Origin of the sequence: Gallibacterium anatis DSM 16844 = F 149 (assembly GCF_000379785.1) — a bacterium.
Taxonomy (GTDB): Bacteria; Pseudomonadota; Gammaproteobacteria; order Enterobacterales; family Pasteurellaceae; genus Gallibacterium; species Gallibacterium anatis.
In genome coordinates this window covers 78,250-102,476 of the sequence record NZ_KB903667.1, presented here as the reverse complement: position 1 = coordinate 102,476, position 24,227 = coordinate 78,250, and the positions used below count along the sequence as shown (strand labels likewise).

Genomic DNA, 24,227 nt, shown 5'->3' with positions numbered 1-24,227 from the left:
GCTTTGCGGAGTAACATACAAAAATAGGAGTGTAAAAATGGTGCTATTTTATATTGTTATTGATTTTTCGCCAACATCGACAACAACAAACGCCAGATTCGCTTGTGCCTTATATCTCCGCCCTGAAAGGCAGAGTTTTACGGCACATAATCTGATAAATTAGTGCTATCCCCAAGCATTCGTTATGACAATTATCGTAGCAAAGAAAAAAGCCAAGGAAATTATTCGGAACATCGCTGGTCTCCTTCTTTAGCGTTGTTATGGAAAGCCACAGATTGGTTAGATCTTTCTGCTCGTTATAATGAAGCCTTCAGAGCCCCTTCACTGCAAGAAAAATTTACTTCCGGAAACCATTTTGGCTATAGCAGTCGTGGTCGAGCAACCTCAAATAAATTTATCTCTAATCCTAATTTGAAACCTGAGGTGGCAAAAAATAAAGAAATCTCAGCATATTTTCATTTTGATAATTTCATCACACAAAATGATAAAGCGGAATTAACCACCACCTTTTTCCAAAATGATGTGAAAAATCTTATTAATCTCGAAACCTACTATTCAAAACCGAATAGTGCATTTAATTTTATGCCGGATCTTTCACAATATCGTAATATTGCAAACGCTCGTTTACGTGGGTTTGAAATTGAAGGAAAATACAGCTTCAACAATCTTTCTTTTGCACTCAGTTATGGTCAAACACGCGGTAAAAATAAAAATAGTGGAGAATATTTAGAAAACATCAACGCCGATAAATATTCAGCCGCTATTGATTATGCTTTATTCGCAAATGCACTCAAACTAGGAGCAAGAATTAGTTACTATGCAAAACAAGATCGTGTTCCTCAAGACTCGCCTTCTTATCCAAGTTATACACTAACAGATTTAACGGCAAGTTTTTCACCGTTATCAGGTAGTTTAAAAAATATCCGTATTGATTTAGCCATTGATAATTTGTTTGATAAACGCTATTTACCGGCATTTAACTTAATGGAAGGAACCGGTCGCAATGTGAAGGTTGGTGTAAGTTACTACTTCTAAACGTCATTAAAAAAGGAACGAGAGTGCAACCTCTCGTTCCCATTCCAACATGATCTATTTCAATTTCACTTCATCCAACCATTTCTTCGTTAAACGCTTACCTTCTTCATCCGAACCAAAACGATCAAAATCAAAATTAATTAAATGCAATGTTTTCGGATCAACAGAATTTGGTGAGGCTTTTGCATAAATATTGGTTGGGATTTGATACATTCTCTCTTCTCGCCACGGAATTTCCTGTGCTTCTGCACTCAATGCCCAATCCATAAATAATTTAGCATTTTTTAAATTACGTGCGCCTTTGATAATACTGATACCACCTAAAGAATAACTATCCCCTTCACAAGGTAAAATTGCTTTAACCGGTGCGCCTTTTTCTTTTTCAGTCTCATAGCTATGAATAAAACCGACAGTTACCGCAGCATCACCTCGCGAAAGATTGGTTGTTTCTGTTCCACTTTGAGCATAATTTGAAATATTTTTATGCAAAGCTTTCAAATAACGGAATGCTTCATCTTCACCAAATAACTGTACCAATGTTGCAATAAAAGTATAACCCGTACCAGAACTTCTCGGATCAGGCATTTGCACCTGATCCTTAAATTTCGGATCAAGCAAATCTTTCCAACATTTCGGATACTCTTTAATGCCTAATTGTTTAAATTTTTCCGTATTTACGCCCATTCCCAACACAATCATATAACCGATCGACGTGTAATCACCGTGTTTAGCCAAGAGCGATTTTAATTGAGGAATAGTTTCAGCCTGTTTTGGTGAACGGTACGGATAGAGTAATCCCAACTCGGCAGCCTGAAAATGCGGTTCAAGCGTACCGCCGTACCAAATATCACCTTGAGGCTTGGTGCTTTCCGCTTTAATTTTAGATAACGTTGAGCCGGTGCTGTTGCGTACGAATTTGGCATCAACGTGATATTTTTCACCGAAAATCTGCGTCATTTTTTCACAAACTCGATATTGCACACTGCAATAAATGGTGAGTTGTCCTTCCGCTTTTGCCTGCTTAATTGGCATAAAAATCGCCAATAAACAGGATAAAACCAGTATTTTTAATAAAACACTTTTTAGACGATATTGTTGAGAATAATAAATTTGCATAACACTTCCTTGGAATTAATAAATATAAATAATGTTAACTGATGGGAACAAAAGAGAAACATTTCAATATTATATTGAATAGATAAGGCGTTTTCTTATTAGTTTCCTACGTCAGCATTAACTGAATCAGGTTCTCGGGTATGTTCTCAGCCATAAAGCACCCCGACTAATTCGAAATCAGTATAGGATCGGTTAAACTTTTCTGTCAAACGAATTTCTTTGCCAAAAAATAAGGTACACCGAAGTGTACCTTATTAAGTTTATGTGGGGTAATGATTAAATCTTGGTGATTTTTGCCGGTAATCCTTGTCGCACTGCGGAACCACACACCCAATCAACCCAAGGTGAAGCGATCTGTTTAGTATCATCAATCAAGCCAAGATCATTAATATTAATGCCCTGCTTAATGCGCTCATCGCCGGCAATCACTTTGCCATCAATTTCATAGCTGGTTGCACCAAGTTGTTTATGTCCATAACCGTGTTCAATCGCAATTGTACCCGGCATCACGCCATCAATAACCATCACTTGAACATTCACTTTGCCACCCGGTGTCGCCAATTCCACCAAATCGCCGTGAGCAATTTTAAATTTAACCGCATCTTGGCTGTTCATTGCCACAATGCCGCTTGGCTTAATGCTATGAAGGCGTAACAATGGCGCAGTAATGCTGCTCATCAAATTCGATTTAAACGACATTAACGCAAACGGCCATTCTGCTTTCGGATAACGACTTTCAACGGTACTGTTATCCGCAAATTGTGGTGCAAAATATTTCGGGCAACCGTGATAATGCTCACCGTTTTGATGATTTTTCGCTTTTGCCACCGTAGGATTCCACACCTGCAAGCACGCTTTCCATTTTGCTGTCATATTTTCACCGTCCCACGCACTGTTAAACGGCGCAAAACGTCCGCCTTTACAGAAAACGGTCGCGGCTTTCAACACTTCTTCCGGTTTTAAGGTTTTATTAAGCAACGGCATAATGCGTTCAACACCGGACAATAAACGATCTTCCTGTGTCGCATCATTCACCGGCTGTTTACCGTCAAAAGCGATGTTGGCGGCAGCACGTAAGAAATAATCTTCACTGCAGTTTAATGGATAAGTCTGCTGCTGATTATCGCTGATGGCATTCTCATCAAATCCCGGCAACCCCATTGCCTTGGCAACGTGAATGATAAAACTTTCCATACAGATAGTTTCACCATCGGCATTCTTGGCATTTGCGGATTGAATAACCGGCCAACGCGCCGTGCTGGTTTTAGTCGGCACACCTGCCCACGGCGTACTAAAGCCCCAGCTTTCAAAGTTGTGTGTATCCGGCACGATATAGTCCGCCAACGCAGTGGTTTCATTCATAAAAGCGTCCACAGCAATAAATAACGGCAACACTTTCGGATCACGTAACTTCTCTTCAGCAATATGATGAATACCAGTTAAACCATATAATGGATTGGTCATATGGCTAATCCACGCTTTTAATGAATAAGGATAACCTTGCAAGGCGGAGGTAATCATTTCCGACATTTGACCGCCAACAAACGGATACCAAGCTGCACGTGCAGGATAAGGCGAGCCTTGCGCCGATTTGCGTTTAAACTCACTTGATTTTTCATACTCACGTTTACTGCGCGCTAAATTTGTGCCTTTTGGTTTCACCATATCCGGGAAACTCGCTAGATTGTAACGAGAACCGGGTGCAAAATCTTTGAATTTACCACCACTGACACTCATTCCGCCTTTCTTGTTCATATTGCCAATCATCACATTGAGCAATAAGATCGCCCACGCAGTATAGAAACCATTGCTTTGCATTGTGCCGCCGTGAGTAATGGCAACCGCTTTATGTCCGTGTGAAGTAAATTCTTTTGCCAAAGCTTCGATTGTTGCCACCGGCACTCCGCACAAAACCGCATACTCTTGCAATGTATGTTCAAAGCAAGACTCTTTTAATAGAGTCAAGGCAGACTTCACTGCCACAGCAGAGCCATCTTTTAAGGTAACGGTTTCATCCACCCAAATTTGCGCTTTTGCCGACGATTTAGCGACAACAAATTGAGCATCTTCCGCATTTTTCACTAAATCATAATTTTCTACCACTTTATCTTCCGCATCCGGTGCAACATCAAACAGATCCTGTTCTGTCAATGCTTGACCAAAGCGTGGATGTTGTGGCTCAACGATAAATAAATGGGAGGCATTACAATAACTTGCTGCACCTGCCTGCTGCATTGCAAATTGGCTCGGTAATGATAAATAATCTGCATTAAAGCGTTCATTTTCAATAATCCAACGCAACATTGCCAATGCCAACGCTAAATCACCGCCCGGTAAAACCGGCACCCAACGATTGTTTTGCGTAGCGTGTGTTGACGTTAATTCCAATCGAGGCGAAACCACCACATAATCAAAATTATCTCCCGCACGTTTTTTCGCTAATTGACGTGCCTGACGTTTAAACGGGTTGCCTGACTGTGCCGGTGAAGTTCCCATAAAGAGAATAAACTCACAATTATCCCAATCCGGTTTTGCGTGTGAGTTTTTATCCAAATCATTCATCACCGCACCGGAACCGGCACGATAGGACAAACCGCAATAAGAGCCGTGAGAAGCAAAATTAATAGTGCCGAAACTGTTATTCGCAAAACGTTGCAATAACGGCTGTCTGCCTTCCGGGCCAGCAAAAGTCACGAAAAGCTGGTTCGCTTTCGGACCGAAATCCGGATTTTCCGCATCTACAGGCGTTTTCAAATCGCGAATCGCTTTTAAGCCATCAATATGACCTTCACCAAACAGATCACCACCATTCACCACTTCTTCAATTAATTGTTCAAAGCTAATGGTTTTCCATTTACCTTCGCCACGTTTACCCACACGTTTTAATGGTTGCGTAATGCGATAAGGGCTGTTTACCCCTTCCATAAACGCCGCACCACGTGCACAAGCGGTGGAGCGATTTTCCAAGCCGTTTTCACCTGCTACACTTAATTCTGCCTGTTGTAACGAGGTGTTGTAATTCAAATATTCATCGGCAGAAAGCGGATGATACGGATTACCGCTGATGCGAATGACCTTATTCTGTTTCAAATCCACTCGAGCACGCAAACCGCAAAGTGTCCAACAACCCATACATTGGGTATTACACACAATTTGATCGGTATTCGGCATCACTTTATTATTCTCAACCTTATATTCCGGTGCGAGTGAATTACCGTGAATATTATGTTTGGTTTTTTCACCGGAAGAACCTGTGAAAACGCCATTAGCAATTTCTTTCACTTTTGGTGAATAACCGGCTACAAAAGCAGCAGCACCAACAGCCAAACCGCCTTTAAGTAAATTACGACGTTTATTATCCATTACGCTGCTCCTTATTAATTAATCCGAATAATTGCCACAAAATCACACTTACAGTCACCCATAAACCGGCTACCGAAAGCATTCCTAATCCGCCGTCAACGCCCCAATTAAACTGATATGGGTTCATTAATGCGTTATATTTTGCGACAGTTTGCACTTCAAGTAACAACACCCAACGAACCATTGCGGTTAAGATAAGTGAAGCAATTAATAACAGACATTGCATTGTTTTTGCCTGTGCGCTGAACAGTGCCAATAATAAGGTCAATCCCCAAATCACAGCAGTGAATGCCACCGCCGGACGAGCTTGACACAAAATGGATAAATCCAACGCAGTTTCTGATGAGTGATAATAGATAGCTCCAACAGTCGCGGCTAATAACAGCAAACAAGCAATCACTAATGGTTTCATCAGCACTTTATTATTTGTACCGTTAATCATAGAAATCGCAAAATGTGTTAACAGAATTGCGCTCGGCAACGCACTGAAAATAATCAATGGAATGAGCCAAGGTTGATGCCACAACGGGCGCGCAACAACGTTATATACCTCCATTGAAGTATAAAGCAGAATTAAGATACTACTGATGATAGTTAAAATTCTAAAAATCCAACACCAAAGTGTGTTATTTAAATTGCCGACATAAAGCAATGCCAACCATTTTTGTGTTGGACGTTGCGGTAATTGACGCAATAAAAACAGAATATAACCGACCAAACTCAACATAAAAATTGGTAGGAAAATTGAGCCCCACGCCATCCACGACCAATTAGCCAAATAAACATAAAAATGCCACACTCTTCCCGGCTGATGTAAATCCGCAGTGAGCGCAATCGGTGCAACAATGGCAAAGCTTAATGCTACTAACAACGCTATCAATTCCGACTTAGACTGATAGGGTTTAACAAAAAAGCGAATACAAAGTGCGACAATAATGGCACATAATGCCAAGCCGATATAGAAGAAATAACTTACTGCCCAAGGTAGCCACGCAATAGCTTGCGGTTCAACTAAAACTTCGCGAATCATCATTATTCCCCCTTACCCTGCCAAAGCATAGGTTGTCCCTGTACACGGCTTACAAACGCATCATCAAGCCCTAAATAGAAAACGTGCGGCTGTGTTCCTGCTTCCGGTTTCAACACTTTTAATTGATCTTTATGACTATCAAACAGTTTTCTGATTTGGCTATTCAGATCGGCAAGATCACCAATAATTCGTGCTCCACCAACACAACTTTCCACGCACGCCGGTAATAAACCTGCCTCCAAACGATGCGCACAAAAGGTGCATTTATCTGCTGTTTTGGTCTCTTCATTGATAAAACGGGCATCATAAGGGCAAGCTTGAACGCAATAAGCGCAACCGACACAACGTTCATTATCGATAACGACAATGCCGTCTTTTTGTTGATAAGTTGCCTGCACAGGGCAAACCGGCACGCACGGCGGATTATCGCAATGGTTGCATAATCGTGGTAATAACACGTTGTTTACTGTCTGCTTACCATCGGTAATTTCATATTGACGTACCGTTGTCCGAAATTCACCGATCGGTGTTTGATTTTCGATATTGCAGCTGACGGTACAAGATTGACAACCGATACAACGGCGTAAATCAATAATCATCGCATAACGATGCTGTTGATCACCGCCACGTCTAGGTGGCTGAAACGCAATACTTTCAAGCGGAATCAAACTTGCGCCGAAAGTGAGTGCGGTCAGCGATTTAAGTGCTGTTCGTTTGACACTATCCATAATTTCCCCACTATTGTCGTTTCGTGCTATTGTTGGTTCTCTCGTATTGTGGTTGACCCTAAAATCGGTATCTATTGTGGTTTTCCACATAAATAGTATGGGTATTGATCTGAGTCAAAAAATAGGAGGCAATTTTGAGAAAATTCATTGTGCTTTCACTGACTTACATAATGCTGTCGCTCTTCCCTTTTTTTGCCGGCGCAGATAATTGGAAAATCGGTATTTTGGCACAGCGCGGTGAAACCTTTTTATCACAACAGTGGCAACCGTGGATAAATTGGTTAAATCAGCGTTATCCACAACAGCATTTTTCGTTGGTGCCGTTACAACTTGACGATCTTTCCCAAGATAAAGCCGATAACATTGATTTTATTTTAACCAATCAATCACAATTTTTTTATCTCAATGATCAGCCTGTCCGTTGGTTGGCAACATTACAATCCCCTCGTCAGCAACACACCAATGCCGGTAAAGTTGGCAGTGCGATTTTAGTCAATACAGAGAGTGATTTTCATCACATCACTGATTTAAAAGGGAAAACATTAAGTGCAGTTGGCGAAAATGCCTTTGGTGGTTTCTTGCTCGGCTACAACGTGTTATATCAACAAGGTTTAGTTGAAGGTAAAAACATTTTTTTCCGCTTCAGCGGTTTTCCGGTTGATAATACCGTTTTCTGGCTGCAACAGCATAAAGTTGATGCTGCTATTGTGCCTGTTTGTATCTTGGAAGATTTAGCCCGTGAAGGGAAAGTCAATTTCTCGGATTTCCGTGTGTTAGCGCCACAAAGTAACGACTTAGGCTGTGTTTCCAGCACTCCGCTGTTACCAAACTGGTCGTTAGCGGCAATGGCACAAGTACCGGATAACATCGTAAAAAAATAATGACCATTCTGCTCGGTGATGTTCCGGCAGATTTACCGCAATGGAATCCGCCTTACTCCGACCAGCAAGCGGATAATATTTTGCGAAATCTTTTCCGCCATCCACAACAACAAAATTTATGGCAAAGCGTAAAATATTGGATTAATCAGCACCAGTGGCAATTATTGCTGCTTCTATTTTTTATTATTTTCAATTACTTATGGATTAGTTATCAGGTTCATCGTAAAAGCAAAGCATTAACCCAAGCCCATCAGGAAATGCGCCTTTATGAACAACAACTGATAAAAGCTGACCGCTTAAGTATTTTGGGGGAAATGAGTGCCGGCATTGCGCACGAAATTAACCAGCCGCTTACCGCTATCGGAATGTACAGCGAAGGACTGAAACAACAGCTAAAACAACGATCCGACGCAACATTTGAATTACAAATTTTAGATAAAATACAAGTTCAGGTTGATCGCAGTCGGCAAATTATGCGCAACCTTACCGGTTGGGCAAAAGGTAAAGAAGACGAAAGGCTACACAATATTGAGCTGAAATCTTGCTTAGAAAAAACAATTGATTTTATCCGCCAACACTATAATTCCCGTGCCAAGATACGACTGATTTGTGCAAAACAGTGGCAAGTTTGCGTAAAAAAAACGATGTTGGAGCAGATCCTCTGCAACTGTTTGCTCAATGCACTTCAAGCACAGGCAAATAAAATCGTGATAAGCGTACAGGCGAAAGAGAACAGCATCCAAATTTTGATTGTGGATAACGGTAAAGGCTTTTCAGAAACCGAATTGGCATTTCCATTTGTGCCATTCCGCAGCCGGAAAAAAGAGGGCTTAGGTCTTGGGTTAACATTATGTCAGCGCCTAATCCACTCAATGCGAGGTGAAATTTATCTCAAAAATCGTCCTGCCGGCAAGGGTGCGATGGTGATTCTGGAATTACCGCTTAATCAGGGAGTTGGTGGCAAACAATAGGAGTTTCTCGTGAAAGTACATATCTTAGATGATGATGAAACGGTGGTCGATGCGGCAACATTTCTGCTTACTCAAGCAGGTTATGATGTTGTCAGTTGGTCAAACAGTAAAACTTTTTTAGAACAGGTTAACCCTTTTGAACCGGGAGTAGTGCTGTTGGATATGCGAATGCCCTATTTTGACGGTCGCCAAGTGCATAAAATACTCAAACAAAAAAACAGCGTATTACAAGTTATTATTATGACAGCGTTTGCCGATGTGGATATGGCAGTCAATGAATTAAAGCAAGGTGCTATCGACTTTTTACAAAAACCGATTCTTTTTGATCAGCTTAAAACTGCATTAGAAAACGCACGCATTCGCAGTGAAAAACGCTTTCAACAATATCAGATTCAGCAATGTTACGATCAACTTAGCGAAAAAGAGAAAGAGGTATTGGCATTAATTATTGAAGGAAATATCAACAAACAGATCGCAGAACGCCTCAATATTTCCGTGAGAACCGTTGAAGTTCACCGTTCACACATAATGGAAAAAATGAATGCCAAAAATGTTGCCGAGTTAATCAGAAAAGCGGATTTACTGGCTTAAAGCATTAAAAGCATTAATAGGATAAATATGAACAAACTGCTCACTATTTCCGCTATTCAACAAGCAATTCAAAGCCATACATTGAGCCTGCTGTTGATTAAAGCACCCAACTGTGGCGTGTGTACGGTGGTGGAAAACCAGCTGAAAAGCTTATTAAACGAAAATCAGGAAATTTACGCCGTTCAAGCGAATATTGGCGACACCCCTGAATTGGCAAGCTATTTTCACGCCCTCACCGCGCCGGTGGTGATACTTTTTTTCGAGAGCAAAGAGGTCGAGCGTTTCGCTCGTTTTATCCCTTACCAACAGCTAAAAACGGCGTTGGCAAAGTGGACCGACTTTGCTGCTGAAGAGGACATAAGTCATTAAAAACAAAAGGAAAAAACACTATTCTTCTAATTTCCATAAATAGGGATAGTGTTTTTCTATCCCCGACAATTTGAGTTTGTTCCAGAATATGAATATTTAAAGCAAAACGCATATTATTCTTTCTTATTAGGAAAGAATATCTTTCAAAATACTTTATTGTCATAAATATCTCTGCTCTATATAATCCGCGCGATTTTTTAATCTTAGGAGAAAATAATGAAAAAATTAGCTTTTGCAGGCGCATTATTTGCTTTTGCAGCAACAAGTGCCAGTGCCATTGATGTGGTCAGCAAAGATGGCAAGGTGGATTTTGGTTCACGTTTTGAAGCAACGGTTTTAACTAACAATGTTGATGGCGGTTGGGAGATGATCTGGGGGCCGAAAGAGCAACTTTGGCTAACAGAACGTGCAGGCAGAAATATCGTCAGCATTGATCCAAAAACCGGTGAGAAAACCGTGTTGTATCATTTTGCGAATGCTTATGAGAAATTCCCACATCAAGGCGTGTTAGGGTTAGCCTTAGATCCAAATTTTGATGCGGGCGAACCTTATGCTTATGCAGCTTATACTTACAATGATGGCGAGAAAAAATTCGCCCGTATTGTACGTTTAACCTATGATGCGAAAGCCAATAAATTAGGCGATGAGCAAATTGTGATTGACCACATTATCGCAGGCGTGGATCACAATGCAGGACGCATTAAATTCGGCCCAGATGGCAAACTTTATTACACCACAGGTGATTTAGGTTATAACCAAGGTAAACACGTTTGTGATGAAATCACTTCACAAAAATTGCCAACGGCTGAGCAAGTGAAAAATCACGATCACAGTGCTTATAACGGCAAAACCTTGCGTATCAACAAAGACGGTTCAATCCCTGATGATAACCCTGTGATTAAAGGCGTGAAAAGCCACATTTATACTTATGGACACCGCAATCCACAAGGTTTAGTGTGGGTGGGGAATCACCTTTATAGCACAGAACAAGGCCCATCAAGTGATGATGAATTGAACAAACTTGAAGCAGGTGGAAACTACGGCTGGCCACACGTTGCAGGCTTTAAAGATGATTTAGCTTATGTTTATGCAAATTATTCTGCAGCGAAAAACTGCCCGAATGTGAAATTTGATCCAAATGTGATCCCTGAAGGCGTGCCGACTCAGAAAGAAACAGATTATAAAGAGCCAGTGGTTGATCCTGTGAAAACCTTCTTCACCGTGAACAATGACTACAATTACACCAACGCTACTTGTGGTAAATTGGCTTACATTTGCTGGCCAACCATTGCCCCGGGTAATGCGGTATATTATCCGAAAGACGGCGTGATTCCTGAGTTCCGTAATTCATTATTATTAGCAACCTATAAGAGCGGTTCGATTTATCAAGTAAAAATGAATGAAGATGCAAGCAACGTGCAAGGGGACACAGGAAAATATTTCACCAGTGCAAACCGTTATCGCAATGCGTTAGTGAGCCCTGATACTCGCAAAATCTATGTGGTAACAGACAATATGGGTAACGGTCGTCAATTAGATGACACGCCAACATCAAAAATGGCAAACCCGGGATCAATTATTGTGTTTGAATATATTGGTCAATAATACTGAAACAATGTCAAACTAAAGGGATTGAAGTAAACTTCAATCCCTTAATTTTATTTTTTTAACGAACGAATTTTCGATTTTTTTGGTTGTGAGGAAACCGAACCGAGATAAATGGCGAACATCGTAATTGCTGCGCCACCCCATTGAATCAGATTGATTGGTTTATCCAGCACGGAATAATCAATCACCAGTGCGGCAATCGGTTCAGAAAGCAGCAACAAACCGGTTACCGCCAATGATAACAACGGCACTGAATAGGCGATCATTCCCCACGCAAAACATTGCATCACCGCGCCGTACACAAAAACCCAAAACCAATCCAAGGCGGTTGTCGGATAAAGATTGTCAAAATTAAACAGCAACGAAGGGATAATTAAAGCCAAAATACCGCCGACACTGACCAACAACATTAAAGGGAAAATGGCACAAGGCTCGGCTTCGTGCGTTTTACGAATATAAACCATCGATAACGCCAACAACAAACTGGAGGCAACGCCACTGACAAAGCCCCACAAAGCATTATCATTGTGCTGAAATTCGCTGCCGGTAATCAAATAAACACCGATAACCGCCAACACTAAACTGAACAACTGCACTGCGGACTGTTTCTCTTTGAAATAGAAAAAGCCAATAGCGGCAAGAAAAAAAATCTGCAAACTGTTCAATAAGGTGGAAATTCCCGGCCCGACCGCATACACACTTTCGTGCCACAATCCCAAATCAAAAGCTAAAAATACACCTGCCAGTAAACCATAACGAATTGTCTGTTTTGACTTCGGGAACGGTTGTTTGAAAAGTTTTGCTAAAATAAAAAAGATGATTGCCGCAATCAATAACCGCCAAAACGCAATGGCATAAGCGCCCACCGGAACGTGAGCAACAATCAAACTGCCCAAACCGAAAACAATACATCCAATCAAGATGCCGGGAATTGCAAGCTTTTGTTTTTGCATAGAAATTTCCTCAATATGAGATTATTTTTTTGATGCCTGATATAACTCCATTGCTTTCGGCATTAATTTTTCTAAATGTGCTTTACGCGACTGATCGCTCGGGTGAGTAGAAAAAATAGTTGGCACATTACCGCCACCGCCCAATCGCTGCATTTTATCCCATAAACCGGGAGCAACTTGCGGATTATAACCGGCTTGCGCACTCAACATTAAACCAATCTCATCCGCTTCGCTTTCTGCACTGCGAGAGAAAGGTTTCATTACTCCCAAATCGGCAACAGTGCCGACCACATCCTGCGACAAACCGCTATCCATTCCTTGAGATGCCAACGAAACGGAAACAATCGCTGCCACCACACCGACAGCGGTCTGACGATTTGCTTGGCTTTTACCGTGCTCCAACAATGCGTGCGCCATTTCGTGTCCCATCACCACCGCGATCTCTTCATCGCTTAAACCTAATTTATTGACTAAACCGGTATAAACCACCATTTTACCGCCCGGCATTGCCCACGCATTCACTTCATTTGATTTAATTACCGACACTTCCCACGCAAACGGCACACCGGTTTTATTATATTGACGCGCATAAGGCACCATTCGATTAAACACTCGATGCACACGTTTTGCCGTTGTTGAGGTAGTATCAACATTACCTTTCTGCTTTTCCGCAGTAATCGCTTGACGATATTGGTTCGCCGCACTCTGATTCATTGTGCGGGTATCGGCACAACTTGCCACTAAAAATAAGATAAAACAGCTGCTTAAAATACGTTTAGAAATGGTTGATAACATCATCTTTTTCCCCTGTTCTCTCGGTAAAATGCTCACTATCATTTCTTTTTTTCTATTAAAGATCAATAGCAATTTTTTAACATTTCACCCATTTGTCAGTAAATTTTTGCGATAACGCGCCGGTGTTGTACCGAATTGTGCTTTAAAAGCATCAAAAAATGCCGCCTCCGATTGATAACCGATCTGCGCCATAATTTGGCTTGATGACAAATTTGTCTGCCGTAACAACTTCGCTGCCATCGACATTCTCAGCAAACGAACAAAGGCTTGCACACCCATTCCGCTTAACTGTTGAAAACGACGCGCAAAAGTGGCGCGCGACATATAAGCCTTTTGTGCTAACTGCTCAATGGTGTAATTATCCGCCAAATTGTGAAAAATCGGCGTAATTGCCTTGCTCAAGGCCGAGTCTGAAAACAGCCGAATTAAACTCTGCTGTTCCGACAATGAAGAGAGATGACGCAACGCAAACAGCAACAAAATTTCACACATTGATTTGATTACGGTGGCACTGCCCAAATGACGCGCTAACGCCTCCTGATAAATTAAGCTGGACAACGCATTCAACTGCGGAATCTGTTTCAACGAAACAATCAACGGTTCCGGCAACAATGATAACAAACCGGCAGCAGCTTGATTCCCTGCTCGGTAATGCCCACAAATCATCTGCAACGAAGGATCTTGTTGGCAATTATGCCGATACAAAATGCCGTTTTGTTGCTCTACCTGCACGGAAGAATATTCCGCCGCATCGCCAATTTGGTGCATACTGCCTTGCGTCCATAAACAGAAATCACCGGCTTGCAAACGGTGCACGCTTTTATCCGATCGCATTTGACAATGACCGCTCAACAGCAAATGAAAACAGGCTTTCCCTTTTTCCGCTTGCGGTGCTTGCATTAAATAGGGCGAACGAAAGCTACAAAAAACATCAATTTCTGTTTTTAAATCTAAAAGTTCCAAAAATTTATCAATACTGTCCATATTCACAAAATAAGACGAAAACATAGTTTTTTGCTATTTTAGCAGCTTTATCGTCTAATCAACATCGTGCAAAATAGCACCCATCAGACAACAATATGAAGAATTTTAAGGAGCATCTTATGTTAGATTGGAAAAAATTACGCACTCAATTAATGAATCGTTTAGGCTTATTAGGCAAATTACAACCGAATACAATGCAGGCTTATCAACTGCTCAGTAAAGCCGGCGATGACGTGTTGGATTTGAAAACCAAAGAGTTGATTTCGCTTGCTTGTGCGGTAACCACTCGTTGCGATGGTTGTATTGATGTGCACACCGATGCCGCGATTAAAGCCGGTTGCACACAAGAAGAGATTGCAGCGGCATTAAGCGTGGCGATCGCAATGAATACCGGTGCAGCAATGGTTTATTCCGCACGTGTTCTTGATGCACACGAAGCGTGGAAAAATAATAATTAAGTGCAATGCAGATAAAAAAAGCCGTTATTTCTGAAAAGAATAACGGCTTAATTGCATTAAATGACAAGATTATTTTTTAGCACGTTCAAACGAAGCTAAAATTTCTTCACGCGCTGCTGCGGCATCAGCCCAGCCGTCTACTTTCACCCATTTTCCGGCTTCTAAGGCTTTGTAGCTTTCAAAGAAGTGTTGGATTTGTGCTTTCAATAATGCCGGAATATCGTTCACATCTTTGATGTGATCATATTCTTTCGTTAATTTGCTGTGTGGTACGGCAATCACTTTTGCATCTTGACCTGATTCGTCAGTCATTTTTAACACACCGACCGGACGGCAACGAATGACTGAACCCGGTTGTAACGGATATGGCGTTGGTACTAAAACATCAACAGGGTCGCCATCTAAAGAGAGGGTGTTGTTGATATAACCATAGTTTGCCGGATAGAACATTGCAGTTGCCATAAAACGGTCAACAAATAATGTGCCGGTTTCTTTGTCAACTTCGTATTTAATCGGATCTGAATTCGCAGGAATTTCAATCACAACATAAATATCATCCGGTAACGCTTTGCCGGCAGGTACATTTTTTAAACCCATTTCTTTATTCCTTCTAAGAAAAGTTAATCATTCAGTATATAGGGCATTTTATAAGGCATTGCCCTATAAAAACGTTGCGATTATAGCCCTAATTGCAACAAATTGTCGAGGATTAGCTCAACAGCGTTATTCCATATTGAAATAAGCTCCAAGCAATCATTAGCATAATCACGCCAATCACAAAATCAAGAATTCGCCAAGTGATCGCTTTTCGAAATAGCGGTGCTAACAATGTTGAGCCGTACGCCAAACCGAAAAACCACGTGGCAGAAACGCAAAGTCCGCCAATTAAGAAGGCGATCTTTTCCTGCCACGCCAATGTGCCACCGATACCGCCGATAATCACCACCGTATCAATATAAACGTGCGGATTCAGCAAAGTGACGCTCAACGTTAATAAGATGGTTTTGGCTAAAGACGCACTATTTTCCCCAGCTTGCAGTTGTAAACTGGCATTGCCGCGATAAGCACTGCTCCACGCTCGCAAACCATAAATCAATAAAAAACCGGCTCCAATGAACGCTAATGTCACGGAAGCAACATTATTGTGGCTGATAAAAGTTCCCAACCCCAAAACGCCGAGGGTAAACAGCACCACATCACACAAAAAGCAGATTAAGGCAACCGCAAAAATATGCTGTTTCAGCAAGCCTTGTTTCAGCACAAACGCATTTTGTGCACCGATAGCGACAATTAAACTGCCTGTCACTAACACGCCGTGAATAAAAGCGTTCATAGTTCTCCTTGATAAAGATTAACCGCACCTTGATAACCCAGCTGTCGCCAAGCCTCATAAACGGTCACCGCCACTGAATTGGAAAGATTCATACTACGACTGTTGGCACACATCGGAATACGAATTTTCTGTTCAATCGGCATTGTATTTAAAATAGCCATCGGAATGCCTCTGGTTTCCGGCCCGAACATCAAATAATCGCCCAGCTGGAACTTCACTTGGCTGTGCGCCGGTCCACCTTTAGTAGTTAAAGCAAACAGCCGTTTCGGTTGTTCTCTCTCTAGAAATTCAGCGTAACTTTGATGATGTTTAATCGTGGTGTATTCGTGATAATCCAAACCGGAACGGCGTAACCGTTTGTCATCCCACTGGAAACCGAGCGGATGAATCAAATGCAAACGAAAACCGCAGTTAGCACAAAGACGAATAATATTTCCCGTATTTTGTGGGATTTCTGGCTCATAAAGGACAATATCTAACATAATAAAACCTCTTAAAAACTTAAAACAATTCAATAACTTATTTTTTAACTATGATCAAAAATGGCTTAGGCGCAAAAATGTCTGATCAATTTTTCTAATAATGCTTTGGTCGGTTGAATATATTCCGCTGATAAAAATTCATCCGGCTGATGTGCCTGTTCGATTGAACCCGGCCCCAACACCAACGTTGGACAAAGCTGTTGAATAAACGGTGCTTCGGTGCAATAGTTGGCAGACACACAAGGCTTACCCAACAATTTTTCCACCACTGCCACAATTTCTGCTTTATGCGAGCATTCATAACCCGGAATGCCGTCGTGCAAGTGTTTAATCTGAATCATATCGCCGTATTGTTCAATCAACGGTTGTAATTTCTCTTGCACCATTTCATCCAATGATTCCAAGCCCATATTCGGCAATGGTCGAATATCAAATTGTAATTCACAACAACCACAAATACGATTAACGGCATCACCGCCGTGAATAGAACCGAAATTCATTGTTGGATACGGCACCGCAAAAAAATCATTATGAAATTTCATTTTCAACTCATTGCGCAACTCAATTAAATGTGCCGTTGCTTGATGCATAATTTCAATCGCATTCACGCCTTTTTCCGGATCGCTGGAGTGTCCGGAACGTCCAATCACAGTTACCCCGTCGCCGAAATGCCCCTTATGCGCACGCACCGGCTGCAACGAAGTCGGCTCACCGATAATGGCACAATCCGGACGAATCTCCGCGTGCTGTGCGAACGTTCTTGCCCCCAACATCGTGGTTTCTTCATCCGCAGTTGCCAAAATCCGCAACGGCTTCTGTAATTTGCTTAAATCCATATCTCGCAACGTATCGACAATAAAAGCAAAAAAGCCTTTCATATCGGCTGAACCTAATCCATAAAAACGTCCCTCTTTTTCAGTTAATTTAAAGGGATCAAACTGCCAACGACCGGCATCAAACGGCACCGTATCACTATGCCCTGCCAGCAACAATCCGCCGGCACCTTCGCCGTAGGTCGCCAATAAATTGAATTTATGATTTGAGCCGGCAATCGGCAAAATATCGACCTTAAAACCGAGGTCGTGCAACCAATTTGCTAACTTCTCAATTAACGGTTGATTACTGTGATCGAGTTTTGGATTATCTGTGCTGCTAATTGTCGGAATTTCAATAAGTTGTGAATATAACGAAAGAAAATCGGGAAGATTTGCCATATTTACCTCAAATAAACATTGATTCAAATAAAATAATTATGCAAAATATTAGCATAATTAATCACTATTTTATTTATTATGCTTAAAACACTCATCATCGGAGCGAGCGGTTATACAGGTGCCGAACTCGCTAACATTATTACCAAACATCCACAATTTGAACTTTGTGGACTCTATGTTTCTGAAAACAGTCTGGATAAAGATAAACCTATTTCCGAGATTTATCCACAACTAAAAAGCGTTGTTGATTTACCTTTACAACCATTACCGCAAGATTTAACCGAATTGGCTAAATATGCAGATTGTGTTTTTCTTGCCACTGCTCACGAAGTAAGCCACCGCCTCGCACCCATCTTTTTAGCCGGTGATTGCAAAGTGTTCGATTTATCCGGTGCTTACCGCGTGAATAATGCCGAGTTCTACCAAAAATTTTACGGCTTTGAACACCAATATCCACAATTATTGGAAAAGGCGGTTTACGGTTTGGCGGAATGGAATGAACAGCAGATTAAACAGACCGATTTGGTTGCCGTTGCCGGTTGTTATCCGACCGTTTCACAACTTTGCCTTAAACCGTTAATTGAAAATGACTTGTTAGATGAACAACAATTACCCATCATCAATGCGGTCAGCGGTGTCAGCGGTGCCGGTCGCAAAGCCAGCCTCACCTCCAGTTTTTGCGAAGTCAGCCTCAATCCTTACGGCGTATTTACCCATCGTCATCAACCGGAAATCGCCACTCATTTAGGCAGAGAAGTGATTTTCACCCCACATTTGGGCAACTTTAAACGTGGTATTTTGGCGACAATTACGGCAAAATTAAAAGCAAATGTCGATACACAACAAGTGAAATTTGCATTTGAACAGGCTTATCACGATAAACCGTTAGTGCGTCTTTATGACAAAGGTTTTCCAAGCATTAAAGCGGTGGAATTCACACCTTATTGCGATATCGCTTTTGCGATTAAAGATCAACATATTATTATTGTCGGCGCGGAAGATAATCTATTGAAAGGTGCAGCGGCACAAGCGGTTCAATGTGCTAATATCCGTTTCGGCTTTGAACCAACATTAGGATTGATTTAAGACAATGAAACCATTAGTGATTAAAGTCGGCGGTGCTTTGTTGGACACACCGCAAGCGATGCAAAATCTGATCTCAACTTTGGCACAATTTAAACGCACACAACAGCGACAAATTGTGATCGTCCACGGTGGCGGTTGTATTGTTGACGAACTGATGCAACGTTTAAATCTGCCGGTACAGAAAAAACAGGGCTTACGCGTTACGCCGGCGGATCAAATTGATATTATTACCGGAGCATTGGCGGGAATTGCCAATAAAAAATTGGTCGCAATGGCAAAAACTGCCGGTTTAAATGTGGTCGGGTTAAGTTTGGGTGATGGCAATTTAACCACCGCAACACAGCTTGATGCGGAATTAGGGCACGTTGCCACCGTTCAGCCAAAACAGGTTGCATTATTGAATGCGCTTTTGAATGCGGATTTTCTGCCGATTATCAGCTCCATTGCAATTGATGATGATGGTCGGCTAATGAATGTTAATGCCGATCAGGCAGCCACTGCGATTGCGACCTTGCTACAAGCGGAATTGGTGATGTTATCGGATGTTGACGGCGTGCTTGATCAACAAAAAAATCTGATTGCCGAACTGAATACGGCTCAAATCGAAAAATTAATTGCAGAACAAGTGATTACAGATGGTATGATTGTCAAAGTGAAAGCGGCTCTGACCGCAGCACAAGCATTAAATCAAGCCGTTGAAATTGCAAACTGGAAAAAAACGGAAAAATTAGCAGATTTATTTTCCGGACAACGTATTGGCACAAGAATTGCACCTTAATTCGGTGCAACAAAAACTTAATGATCTTAATGATAAAGAATGCCGCCGGCTTTGGCGGTTTCGTTTTTTGAGGAATAAATTATGGCACTTTGGGGCGGTCGTTTTACACAAGCGGCGGATCAACGTTTTAAAAATTTTAATGATTCATTACGTTTCGATTATCGGTTGGCACAACAGGATATCGAAGGTTCTATCGGCTGGTCGAAAGCACTGGTCAGCGTGAATGTTTTCAGCGCAGCGGAACAGAAACAGGTTGAAGCGGCACTGATTGAACTGAAAGAGGCGGTGGCAAATAACCCGGAAATGATTCTGCAGGATGATGCGGAAGATATTCATAGTTGGGTGGAAAGTAAGCTGATTGAAAAAGTGGGCGATCTCGGTAAAAAATTGCACACCGGTCGTAGTCGTAACGATCAGGTGGCGTTGGATATTAAATTATGGTGCAAACAGGAAATCACCTCTTTGCAACAATCTATTCGCCATTTACAAAGCCAACTTATTGTTACTGCGGAAAATAACCAAAATACGGTAATGCCGGGCTACACGCATTTACAACGCGCTCAACCAATCACTTTTGCCCACTGGTGTATGGCATATTTTGAAATGTTGGAACGTGATTTTTCTCGCCTTGCCGATGCTTATCGCCGTTTGGACACCTGCCCGTTAGGTTCGGGTGCTTTGGCAGGAACAGCTTATGCAGTCGATCGTGAGCAGTTGGCGAAAGATCTCGGTTTTCAACGTGCCACTCGCAACAGCTTAGACAGCGTTTCCGATCGTGATCACATCATTGAACTGTTGGCAACCGCCTCGTTAAGTATGGTGCATCTTTCCCGTTATGCCGAAGATTTAATTATCTTTAACAGCGGTGAAGCCAATTTCCTTGAATTATCCGATCGCGTCACCTCCGGTTCTTCATTAATGCCACAAAAGAAAAATCCGGATGCTTGCGAATTAATTCGTGGTAAAGCCGGACGTGTTATCGGCGCATTAAACGGAATGTTGGTAACGGTCAAAGGTTTACCGCTCGCCTACAACAAAGATATGCAGGAAGATAAAGAGGGCATTTTTGATGCACTTGACACTTGGCACGCTTGCCTTGATATGGCGGCATTAGTGCTTGAAGACATCAAAGTACATCAAGAAAAAACACGTAACGCCGCCTTGAAAGGCTACTCAAATGCCACCGAACTTGCCGATTATTTAGTTGCGAAGGGTGTTCCTTTCCGTGATTCTCATCATATTGTCGGTGAAGCAGTGGTTTATGCGATTAGCAAATCCAAAGCGTTGGAAGAGTTACGTGTCGATGAATTTAGACGTTTCAGCGATGTCATCAGCGAAGATGTGTATGCGATTCTCTCTTTGGAATCCTGTTTAAATAAACGTTGCGCCAAAGGCGGCGTATCACCGCAACGTGTTGCAGAAGCGATTGAAGAGGCGAAACAGTTAATTAAATAATGCGCTTATTTATCTTAAACAAAAGCCAAGTCATCACTGACTTGGCTTTTGTCTTTCGGTGCTTTCCTACAAAATCTATCATTTTAATAGACAAAATTGTTTACCTTTTTATCAACAAAAGTGGCAAACTTCGCACATCGATTTGCACATACTTAAAAAATTTTTTGCTTAATACGATTACTCATTTCTCTCTGTGTTAAGCGAAAAAAATGGTGTCGAAATTTCGACACCATTCCTTTTTTCCACCAAGCACCTAATGCTTATTTATTCTCTTCTTTCACATTACTGAATGTCGGCGGCAAGCCTTTCATATCAGGAAGTTGGTGCGCAATACCTTTGTGGCAGTCGATACAGGTACGATTTTCTTTAATCGCCAATTCGTGCATTCTGGCAGCCACTGATTTTTGTTGAGAGAAGTCCATACGGTCAAAGTTATGACAGTTACGGCATTCCTGTGAATTGTTGGCTTTCATACGCTCCCATTCACGTTCTGCCATATGCGCACGACGCTGATTGAATTTCTCCAGCGTGTCGGTGTAACCCATATAATAGGCATAAACCTCACGTGCTGCTTTAATTTTACGCACAATTTTCGGAATAAATTCGTGCGGAACGTGGCAATCAGGACAACTTGCACTGACACCGCTACGGTTTTGATAGTGCGCGGTATGCAAATATTCCGGATAGACATCGTTGGTATGGCAGCTTGCACAGAACTCTTCAGTGTTGGTCTGCTCAAGTGAATAGTTAAATCCGACCCAAGAAACGATACCGGCAATAAACGCCACCACTAACAACGTACCAACTGCAATTTTGCTCGGGCTTCTAAACCATTTCCAAAAACGCTTGATAATATTCGGTTTTTTTTCTGTTGTCATAGTTTACCTCTTATTGTCCGTAACCCGGCAACGGTTTAAATTCATTAGGCACAATCGCTTTAGCATCTGTTTGTGGCACGTGGCACTGCAAACAGAAATAACGTCTTGGCGATGCGTTCGGTGAAATCGCACCGTCACGCGACATAAAGTGCGTCGGGCTGATACGAGTTGCCCCGGTAATACGAGAATTTTCCGCACTGTGGCAATTTAAACATTGGTTCACATTTTTAGTCACTTGCATACCGGTAACGCTATGTGGAATAAGCGGCGGCTGATTCACATAATTTAATGCCGGTGCATTCTGTTCTTTCGGCACATTATGCACTGACGGCGCAACATTTTCCGCTGCGTTAGCTACCGGAATGCCCTCTTTTTCTAAAGGAACATTATTGGGATTTTCTTCTGCAGCAAGTACCGATACAGAGAATAAGCTCGCCAACAACAAACCGGCGGCAGAGAATACTTTGATTTTTTTTACCATTTTTCACTCCTGAGAAGGATTAAATCTTGTCGAAAACTTAAAAACATTTTCAGCACATACGTCAAGACAACGTCCGCAACTGATACAATCTTTGGAAAGCACAAGTTGGCTTTCGTCTTTTTTACCGTGTAATGGTGAACGTAAAACTTGTGGTTCAGGACAGACGTTATAACAATCCATACAGTTATCGCAACGCTGCCGATCGATCACTTTTACGCGGATAATGCCTTTGGCACCAATCACGCCATAAGTTGCGCCAATCGGACATAAATGCCCGCACCAACCGTGTTCCACCACTAATAAATCAAACACAAATACAGCCACAATCAACCAGATACCGGCACCGAAACCGAAGATTAAGCCGCGTCCTAACGCTGCCACCGGGTTCAGCCACTCCCACAATAATGTGCCGCTGATTGCACTGCCAATTAAAATTAAGGCTAACAGCCAATAACGCAAATTGCGTGAAAGCTTTAATGTTTGTCGCCAGCCCAATTTGCGCCGTAACCAAGCCGCACTGTCGGTGACCACATTCAAAGGGCAACACCAACCACAGAACACTTTACTACCGACAATCGCATAAAAGGCAATCACAATGACAACGCCGATTAAGCTCGTCAAACTCGGTAGAAAACCACTGGCTAAACTCTCCAACGTAATTAACGGATCGGTTAAAGGAACGGTATCCAGCAACAGACTGCCGCTGTAATTGCCTTTTAAAATCCAAACATTAAATAACGGCCCGCTCAAAAACATCGCCAAGATACTGAATTGGCTTAAACGACGTAATAACAAAAAGCGATTGGCGTGCCACCAACCCAATTTTTGTCGAGCCTCTTTTCCTGCCTCTTTTGGTGAGTTCGCCATTATTTCACCTCCGGCTGCCGTACCGGCAAACTGATGGTTTCGCCTTCAAACAACGAATGGCCTGCCTTATCTTTTTCTTGCCAACCGAAACGGTAATGATGTCCGAGAACCCCTTTTGCCAACTGCATCGGCAACACTTTGATCGCCGCTTCTTCCAACACACAAGCCTCTTCACATTTACCACAACCGGTACAGGCATCGGAATGCACTGTCGGAATGAGATAGGCGTGTTTGCCGGTGCGTTCATTATGTTGCATTTCCAGCGTAATCGCTTTATCGATTAACGGGCAGACACGATAACAAACATCACAGCGTAAACCTTGCCAGTTAAGGCAGGTTTCGTGATCAAGCAGCACCGCCAACCCCATTCTTGCCTGATTAATATCATCGGCATTCGCATCCAATGCACCGCTCGGGCAAGCTTTCGCACAAGGAATATCCTCGCACATTTCGCACGGTTTTTTACGCGCAATAAAATAGGGGGTTCCTGCCTGTAAATCAGAAACCCACGATGCTAAATAAAGCATATCGTATGGGCAAGCCTGCACGCACTGTCCACAGCGAATACAGGCTTCGGCAAACTGTTGCTCATCACTCAAAGCAAACGGCGGACGCAACGCTACGCCATCTTTCGCTAAGCTCTGTTTTTGCGGCAAGCCAAGCAAAATGCCTAAACTTGCCAATCCGCCAACTGTTTTCGTGGCATCTTTTAAGAAACGTCGCCGTTCCGGAGTAATTACACGCTCTTTTTTCATTACCGTTCCAACTAAA

At 42.2% G+C, this 24,227-nt stretch carries 25 protein-coding genes and 1 riboswitch; of the genes, 10 read left to right on the top strand and 15 right to left on the bottom strand.

Going from position 1 to position 24,227, the window contains the following annotated elements:
- The first annotated feature begins 162 nt into the window (after window positions 1-162).
- Window positions 163-1,035, top strand: a complete 873-nt coding sequence (locus A3EO_RS12495) for a TonB-dependent receptor domain-containing protein (RefSeq protein ID WP_018345523.1) — start codon at window positions 163-165, stop codon at window positions 1,033-1,035.
- Between the two features lie 54 nt (window positions 1,036-1,089).
- Here A3EO_RS12495 and A3EO_RS0100450 read toward each other — a convergent pair whose 3' ends face one another.
- The 4 genes from A3EO_RS0100450 to ttrB form a co-directional block, all read right to left on the bottom strand.
- Complete coding sequence (locus A3EO_RS0100450; RefSeq protein WP_018345522.1) at window positions 1,090-2,151, bottom strand: ABC transporter substrate-binding protein; 1,062 nt, start codon at window positions 2,149-2,151, stop codon at window positions 1,090-1,092.
- Between the two features lie 86 nt (window positions 2,152-2,237).
- Window positions 2,238-2,326: riboswitch (TPP riboswitch) on the bottom strand.
- A gap of 101 nt (window positions 2,327-2,427) precedes the next feature.
- Window positions 2,428-5,514, bottom strand: coding sequence for a tetrathionate reductase subunit A (locus A3EO_RS0100445; RefSeq protein ID WP_018345521.1), 3,087 nt, complete (start codon window positions 5,512-5,514; stop codon window positions 2,428-2,430).
- Complete coding sequence (gene nrfD, locus A3EO_RS0100440) at window positions 5,507-6,547, bottom strand: NrfD/PsrC family molybdoenzyme membrane anchor subunit (RefSeq protein ID WP_018345520.1); 1,041 nt, start codon at window positions 6,545-6,547, stop codon at window positions 5,507-5,509. Before nrfD ends, A3EO_RS0100445 begins: the two co-directional genes overlap by 8 nt.
- Complete coding sequence (ttrB, locus tag A3EO_RS0100435; RefSeq protein ID WP_018345519.1) at window positions 6,547-7,272, bottom strand: tetrathionate reductase subunit TtrB; 726 nt, start codon at window positions 7,270-7,272, stop codon at window positions 6,547-6,549. Before ttrB ends, nrfD begins: the two co-directional genes overlap by 1 nt.
- Window positions 7,273-7,406: 134 nt before the next feature.
- Here ttrB and A3EO_RS13635 point away from each other — a divergent pair, with 134 nt between their 5' ends.
- From A3EO_RS13635 to A3EO_RS0100415, 5 genes are all read left to right on the top strand, one after another.
- Window positions 7,407-8,153, top strand: a complete 747-nt coding sequence (locus A3EO_RS13635) for a phosphate/phosphite/phosphonate ABC transporter substrate-binding protein (RefSeq protein ID WP_233432284.1) — start codon at window positions 7,407-7,409, stop codon at window positions 8,151-8,153.
- Window positions 8,153-9,124: a sensor histidine kinase gene (locus A3EO_RS13630; protein ID WP_233432283.1), complete on the top strand. Its 972-nt coding sequence runs from the start codon at window positions 8,153-8,155 to the stop codon at window positions 9,122-9,124. The genes A3EO_RS13635 and A3EO_RS13630 overlap by 1 nt, the downstream gene beginning before the upstream one ends.
- A gap of 9 nt (window positions 9,125-9,133) precedes the next feature.
- A complete protein-coding gene (locus A3EO_RS0100425; RefSeq protein WP_018345518.1) occupies window positions 9,134-9,715 on the top strand; it encodes a response regulator in 582 nt (193 codons plus the stop codon).
- Window positions 9,716-9,742: 27 nt separating this feature from the next.
- Window positions 9,743-10,084, top strand: coding sequence for a thioredoxin family protein (locus A3EO_RS0100420; protein WP_018345517.1), 342 nt, complete (start codon window positions 9,743-9,745; stop codon window positions 10,082-10,084).
- 216 nt (window positions 10,085-10,300) lie between these two features.
- A complete protein-coding gene (locus tag A3EO_RS0100415) occupies window positions 10,301-11,689 on the top strand; it encodes a glucose/sorbosone family PQQ-dependent dehydrogenase (protein ID WP_018345516.1) in 1,389 nt (462 codons plus the stop codon).
- 53 nt (window positions 11,690-11,742) lie between these two features.
- On the opposite strand, the gene A3EO_RS12490 is transcribed toward A3EO_RS0100415, so the two are convergent.
- From A3EO_RS12490 to A3EO_RS0100400, 3 genes are all read right to left on the bottom strand, one after another.
- On the bottom strand, window positions 11,743-12,645 hold the full coding sequence (locus tag A3EO_RS12490; RefSeq protein WP_018345515.1) for a DMT family transporter: 903 nt from the start codon (window positions 12,643-12,645) through the stop codon (window positions 11,743-11,745).
- Window positions 12,646-12,666: 21 nt separating this feature from the next.
- On the bottom strand, window positions 12,667-13,440 hold the full coding sequence (locus A3EO_RS0100405; RefSeq protein ID WP_039082671.1) for a M48 family metallopeptidase: 774 nt from the start codon (window positions 13,438-13,440) through the stop codon (window positions 12,667-12,669).
- Between the two features lie 84 nt (window positions 13,441-13,524).
- Window positions 13,525-14,448 (bottom strand): cupin domain-containing protein, encoded by a 924-nt coding sequence (locus tag A3EO_RS0100400; protein WP_018345513.1) that lies wholly within the window; start codon window positions 14,446-14,448, stop codon window positions 13,525-13,527.
- Window positions 14,449-14,543: 95 nt separating this feature from the next.
- Here A3EO_RS0100400 and A3EO_RS0100395 point away from each other — a divergent pair, with 95 nt between their 5' ends.
- Window positions 14,544-14,882: a carboxymuconolactone decarboxylase family protein gene (locus tag A3EO_RS0100395; protein ID WP_013746054.1), complete on the top strand. Its 339-nt coding sequence runs from the start codon at window positions 14,544-14,546 to the stop codon at window positions 14,880-14,882.
- Window positions 14,883-14,951: 69 nt separating this feature from the next.
- Here the strand turns inward: A3EO_RS0100395 and ppa are convergent, their stop codons facing one another.
- From ppa to argE, 4 genes are all read right to left on the bottom strand, one after another.
- Window positions 14,952-15,479: an inorganic diphosphatase gene (gene ppa / locus A3EO_RS0100390; RefSeq protein ID WP_018345512.1), complete on the bottom strand. Its 528-nt coding sequence runs from the start codon at window positions 15,477-15,479 to the stop codon at window positions 14,952-14,954.
- 112 nt (window positions 15,480-15,591) lie between these two features.
- Window positions 15,592-16,215, bottom strand: a complete 624-nt coding sequence (locus tag A3EO_RS0100385) for a LysE/ArgO family amino acid transporter (protein WP_018345511.1) — start codon at window positions 16,213-16,215, stop codon at window positions 15,592-15,594.
- Window positions 16,212-16,697 carry a tRNA (uridine(34)/cytosine(34)/5-carboxymethylaminomethyluridine(34)-2'-O)-methyltransferase TrmL gene (trmL, locus tag A3EO_RS0100380; RefSeq protein WP_018345510.1) on the bottom strand — a complete coding sequence of 162 codons (486 nt, stop codon included), beginning with the start codon at window positions 16,695-16,697 and terminating at the stop codon, window positions 16,212-16,214. Before trmL ends, A3EO_RS0100385 begins: the two co-directional genes overlap by 4 nt.
- 65 nt (window positions 16,698-16,762) lie before the next feature.
- Entirely contained in the window at window positions 16,763-17,911 is a 1,149-nt protein-coding gene (argE, locus tag A3EO_RS0100375; RefSeq protein ID WP_018345509.1) for an acetylornithine deacetylase, read from the bottom strand.
- Window positions 17,912-17,989: 78 nt separating this feature from the next.
- Here argE and argC point away from each other — a divergent pair, with 78 nt between their 5' ends.
- From argC to argH, 3 genes are all read left to right on the top strand, one after another.
- Entirely contained in the window at window positions 17,990-18,997 is a 1,008-nt protein-coding gene (gene argC, locus A3EO_RS0100370; protein ID WP_018345508.1) for an N-acetyl-gamma-glutamyl-phosphate reductase, read from the top strand.
- 4 nt (window positions 18,998-19,001) lie between these two features.
- Complete coding sequence (argB, locus tag A3EO_RS0100365) at window positions 19,002-19,775, top strand: acetylglutamate kinase (protein WP_018345507.1); 774 nt, start codon at window positions 19,002-19,004, stop codon at window positions 19,773-19,775.
- A gap of 81 nt (window positions 19,776-19,856) precedes the next feature.
- Window positions 19,857-21,230 (top strand): argininosuccinate lyase, encoded by a 1,374-nt coding sequence (gene argH / locus A3EO_RS0100360; RefSeq protein WP_018345506.1) that lies wholly within the window; start codon window positions 19,857-19,859, stop codon window positions 21,228-21,230.
- 260 nt (window positions 21,231-21,490) lie between these two features.
- Here the strand turns inward: argH and A3EO_RS0100355 are convergent, their stop codons facing one another.
- Genes A3EO_RS0100355 through napG form a run of 4 tightly spaced genes read right to left on the bottom strand, consistent with a single transcriptional unit; the run spans window position 21,491 to window position 24,211 of the window.
- A complete protein-coding gene (locus tag A3EO_RS0100355; RefSeq protein ID WP_013746046.1) occupies window positions 21,491-22,108 on the bottom strand; it encodes a cytochrome c3 family protein in 618 nt (205 codons plus the stop codon).
- Window positions 22,109-22,118: 10 nt separating this feature from the next.
- A complete protein-coding gene (locus A3EO_RS0100350) occupies window positions 22,119-22,589 on the bottom strand; it encodes a nitrate reductase cytochrome c-type subunit (protein ID WP_018345505.1) in 471 nt (156 codons plus the stop codon).
- A 3-nt stretch (window positions 22,590-22,592) separates the two neighbouring features.
- The gene (gene napH, locus A3EO_RS0100345; protein ID WP_018345504.1) at window positions 22,593-23,456 is read right to left on the bottom strand and encodes a quinol dehydrogenase ferredoxin subunit NapH; all 864 of its coding nucleotides are present in this window, start codon (window positions 23,454-23,456) and stop codon (window positions 22,593-22,595) included.
- The gene (gene napG / locus A3EO_RS0100340; RefSeq protein ID WP_018345503.1) at window positions 23,456-24,211 is read right to left on the bottom strand and encodes a ferredoxin-type protein NapG; all 756 of its coding nucleotides are present in this window, start codon (window positions 24,209-24,211) and stop codon (window positions 23,456-23,458) included. The genes napH and napG overlap by 1 nt, the downstream gene beginning before the upstream one ends.
- Window positions 24,212-24,227 lie beyond the last annotated feature (16 nt).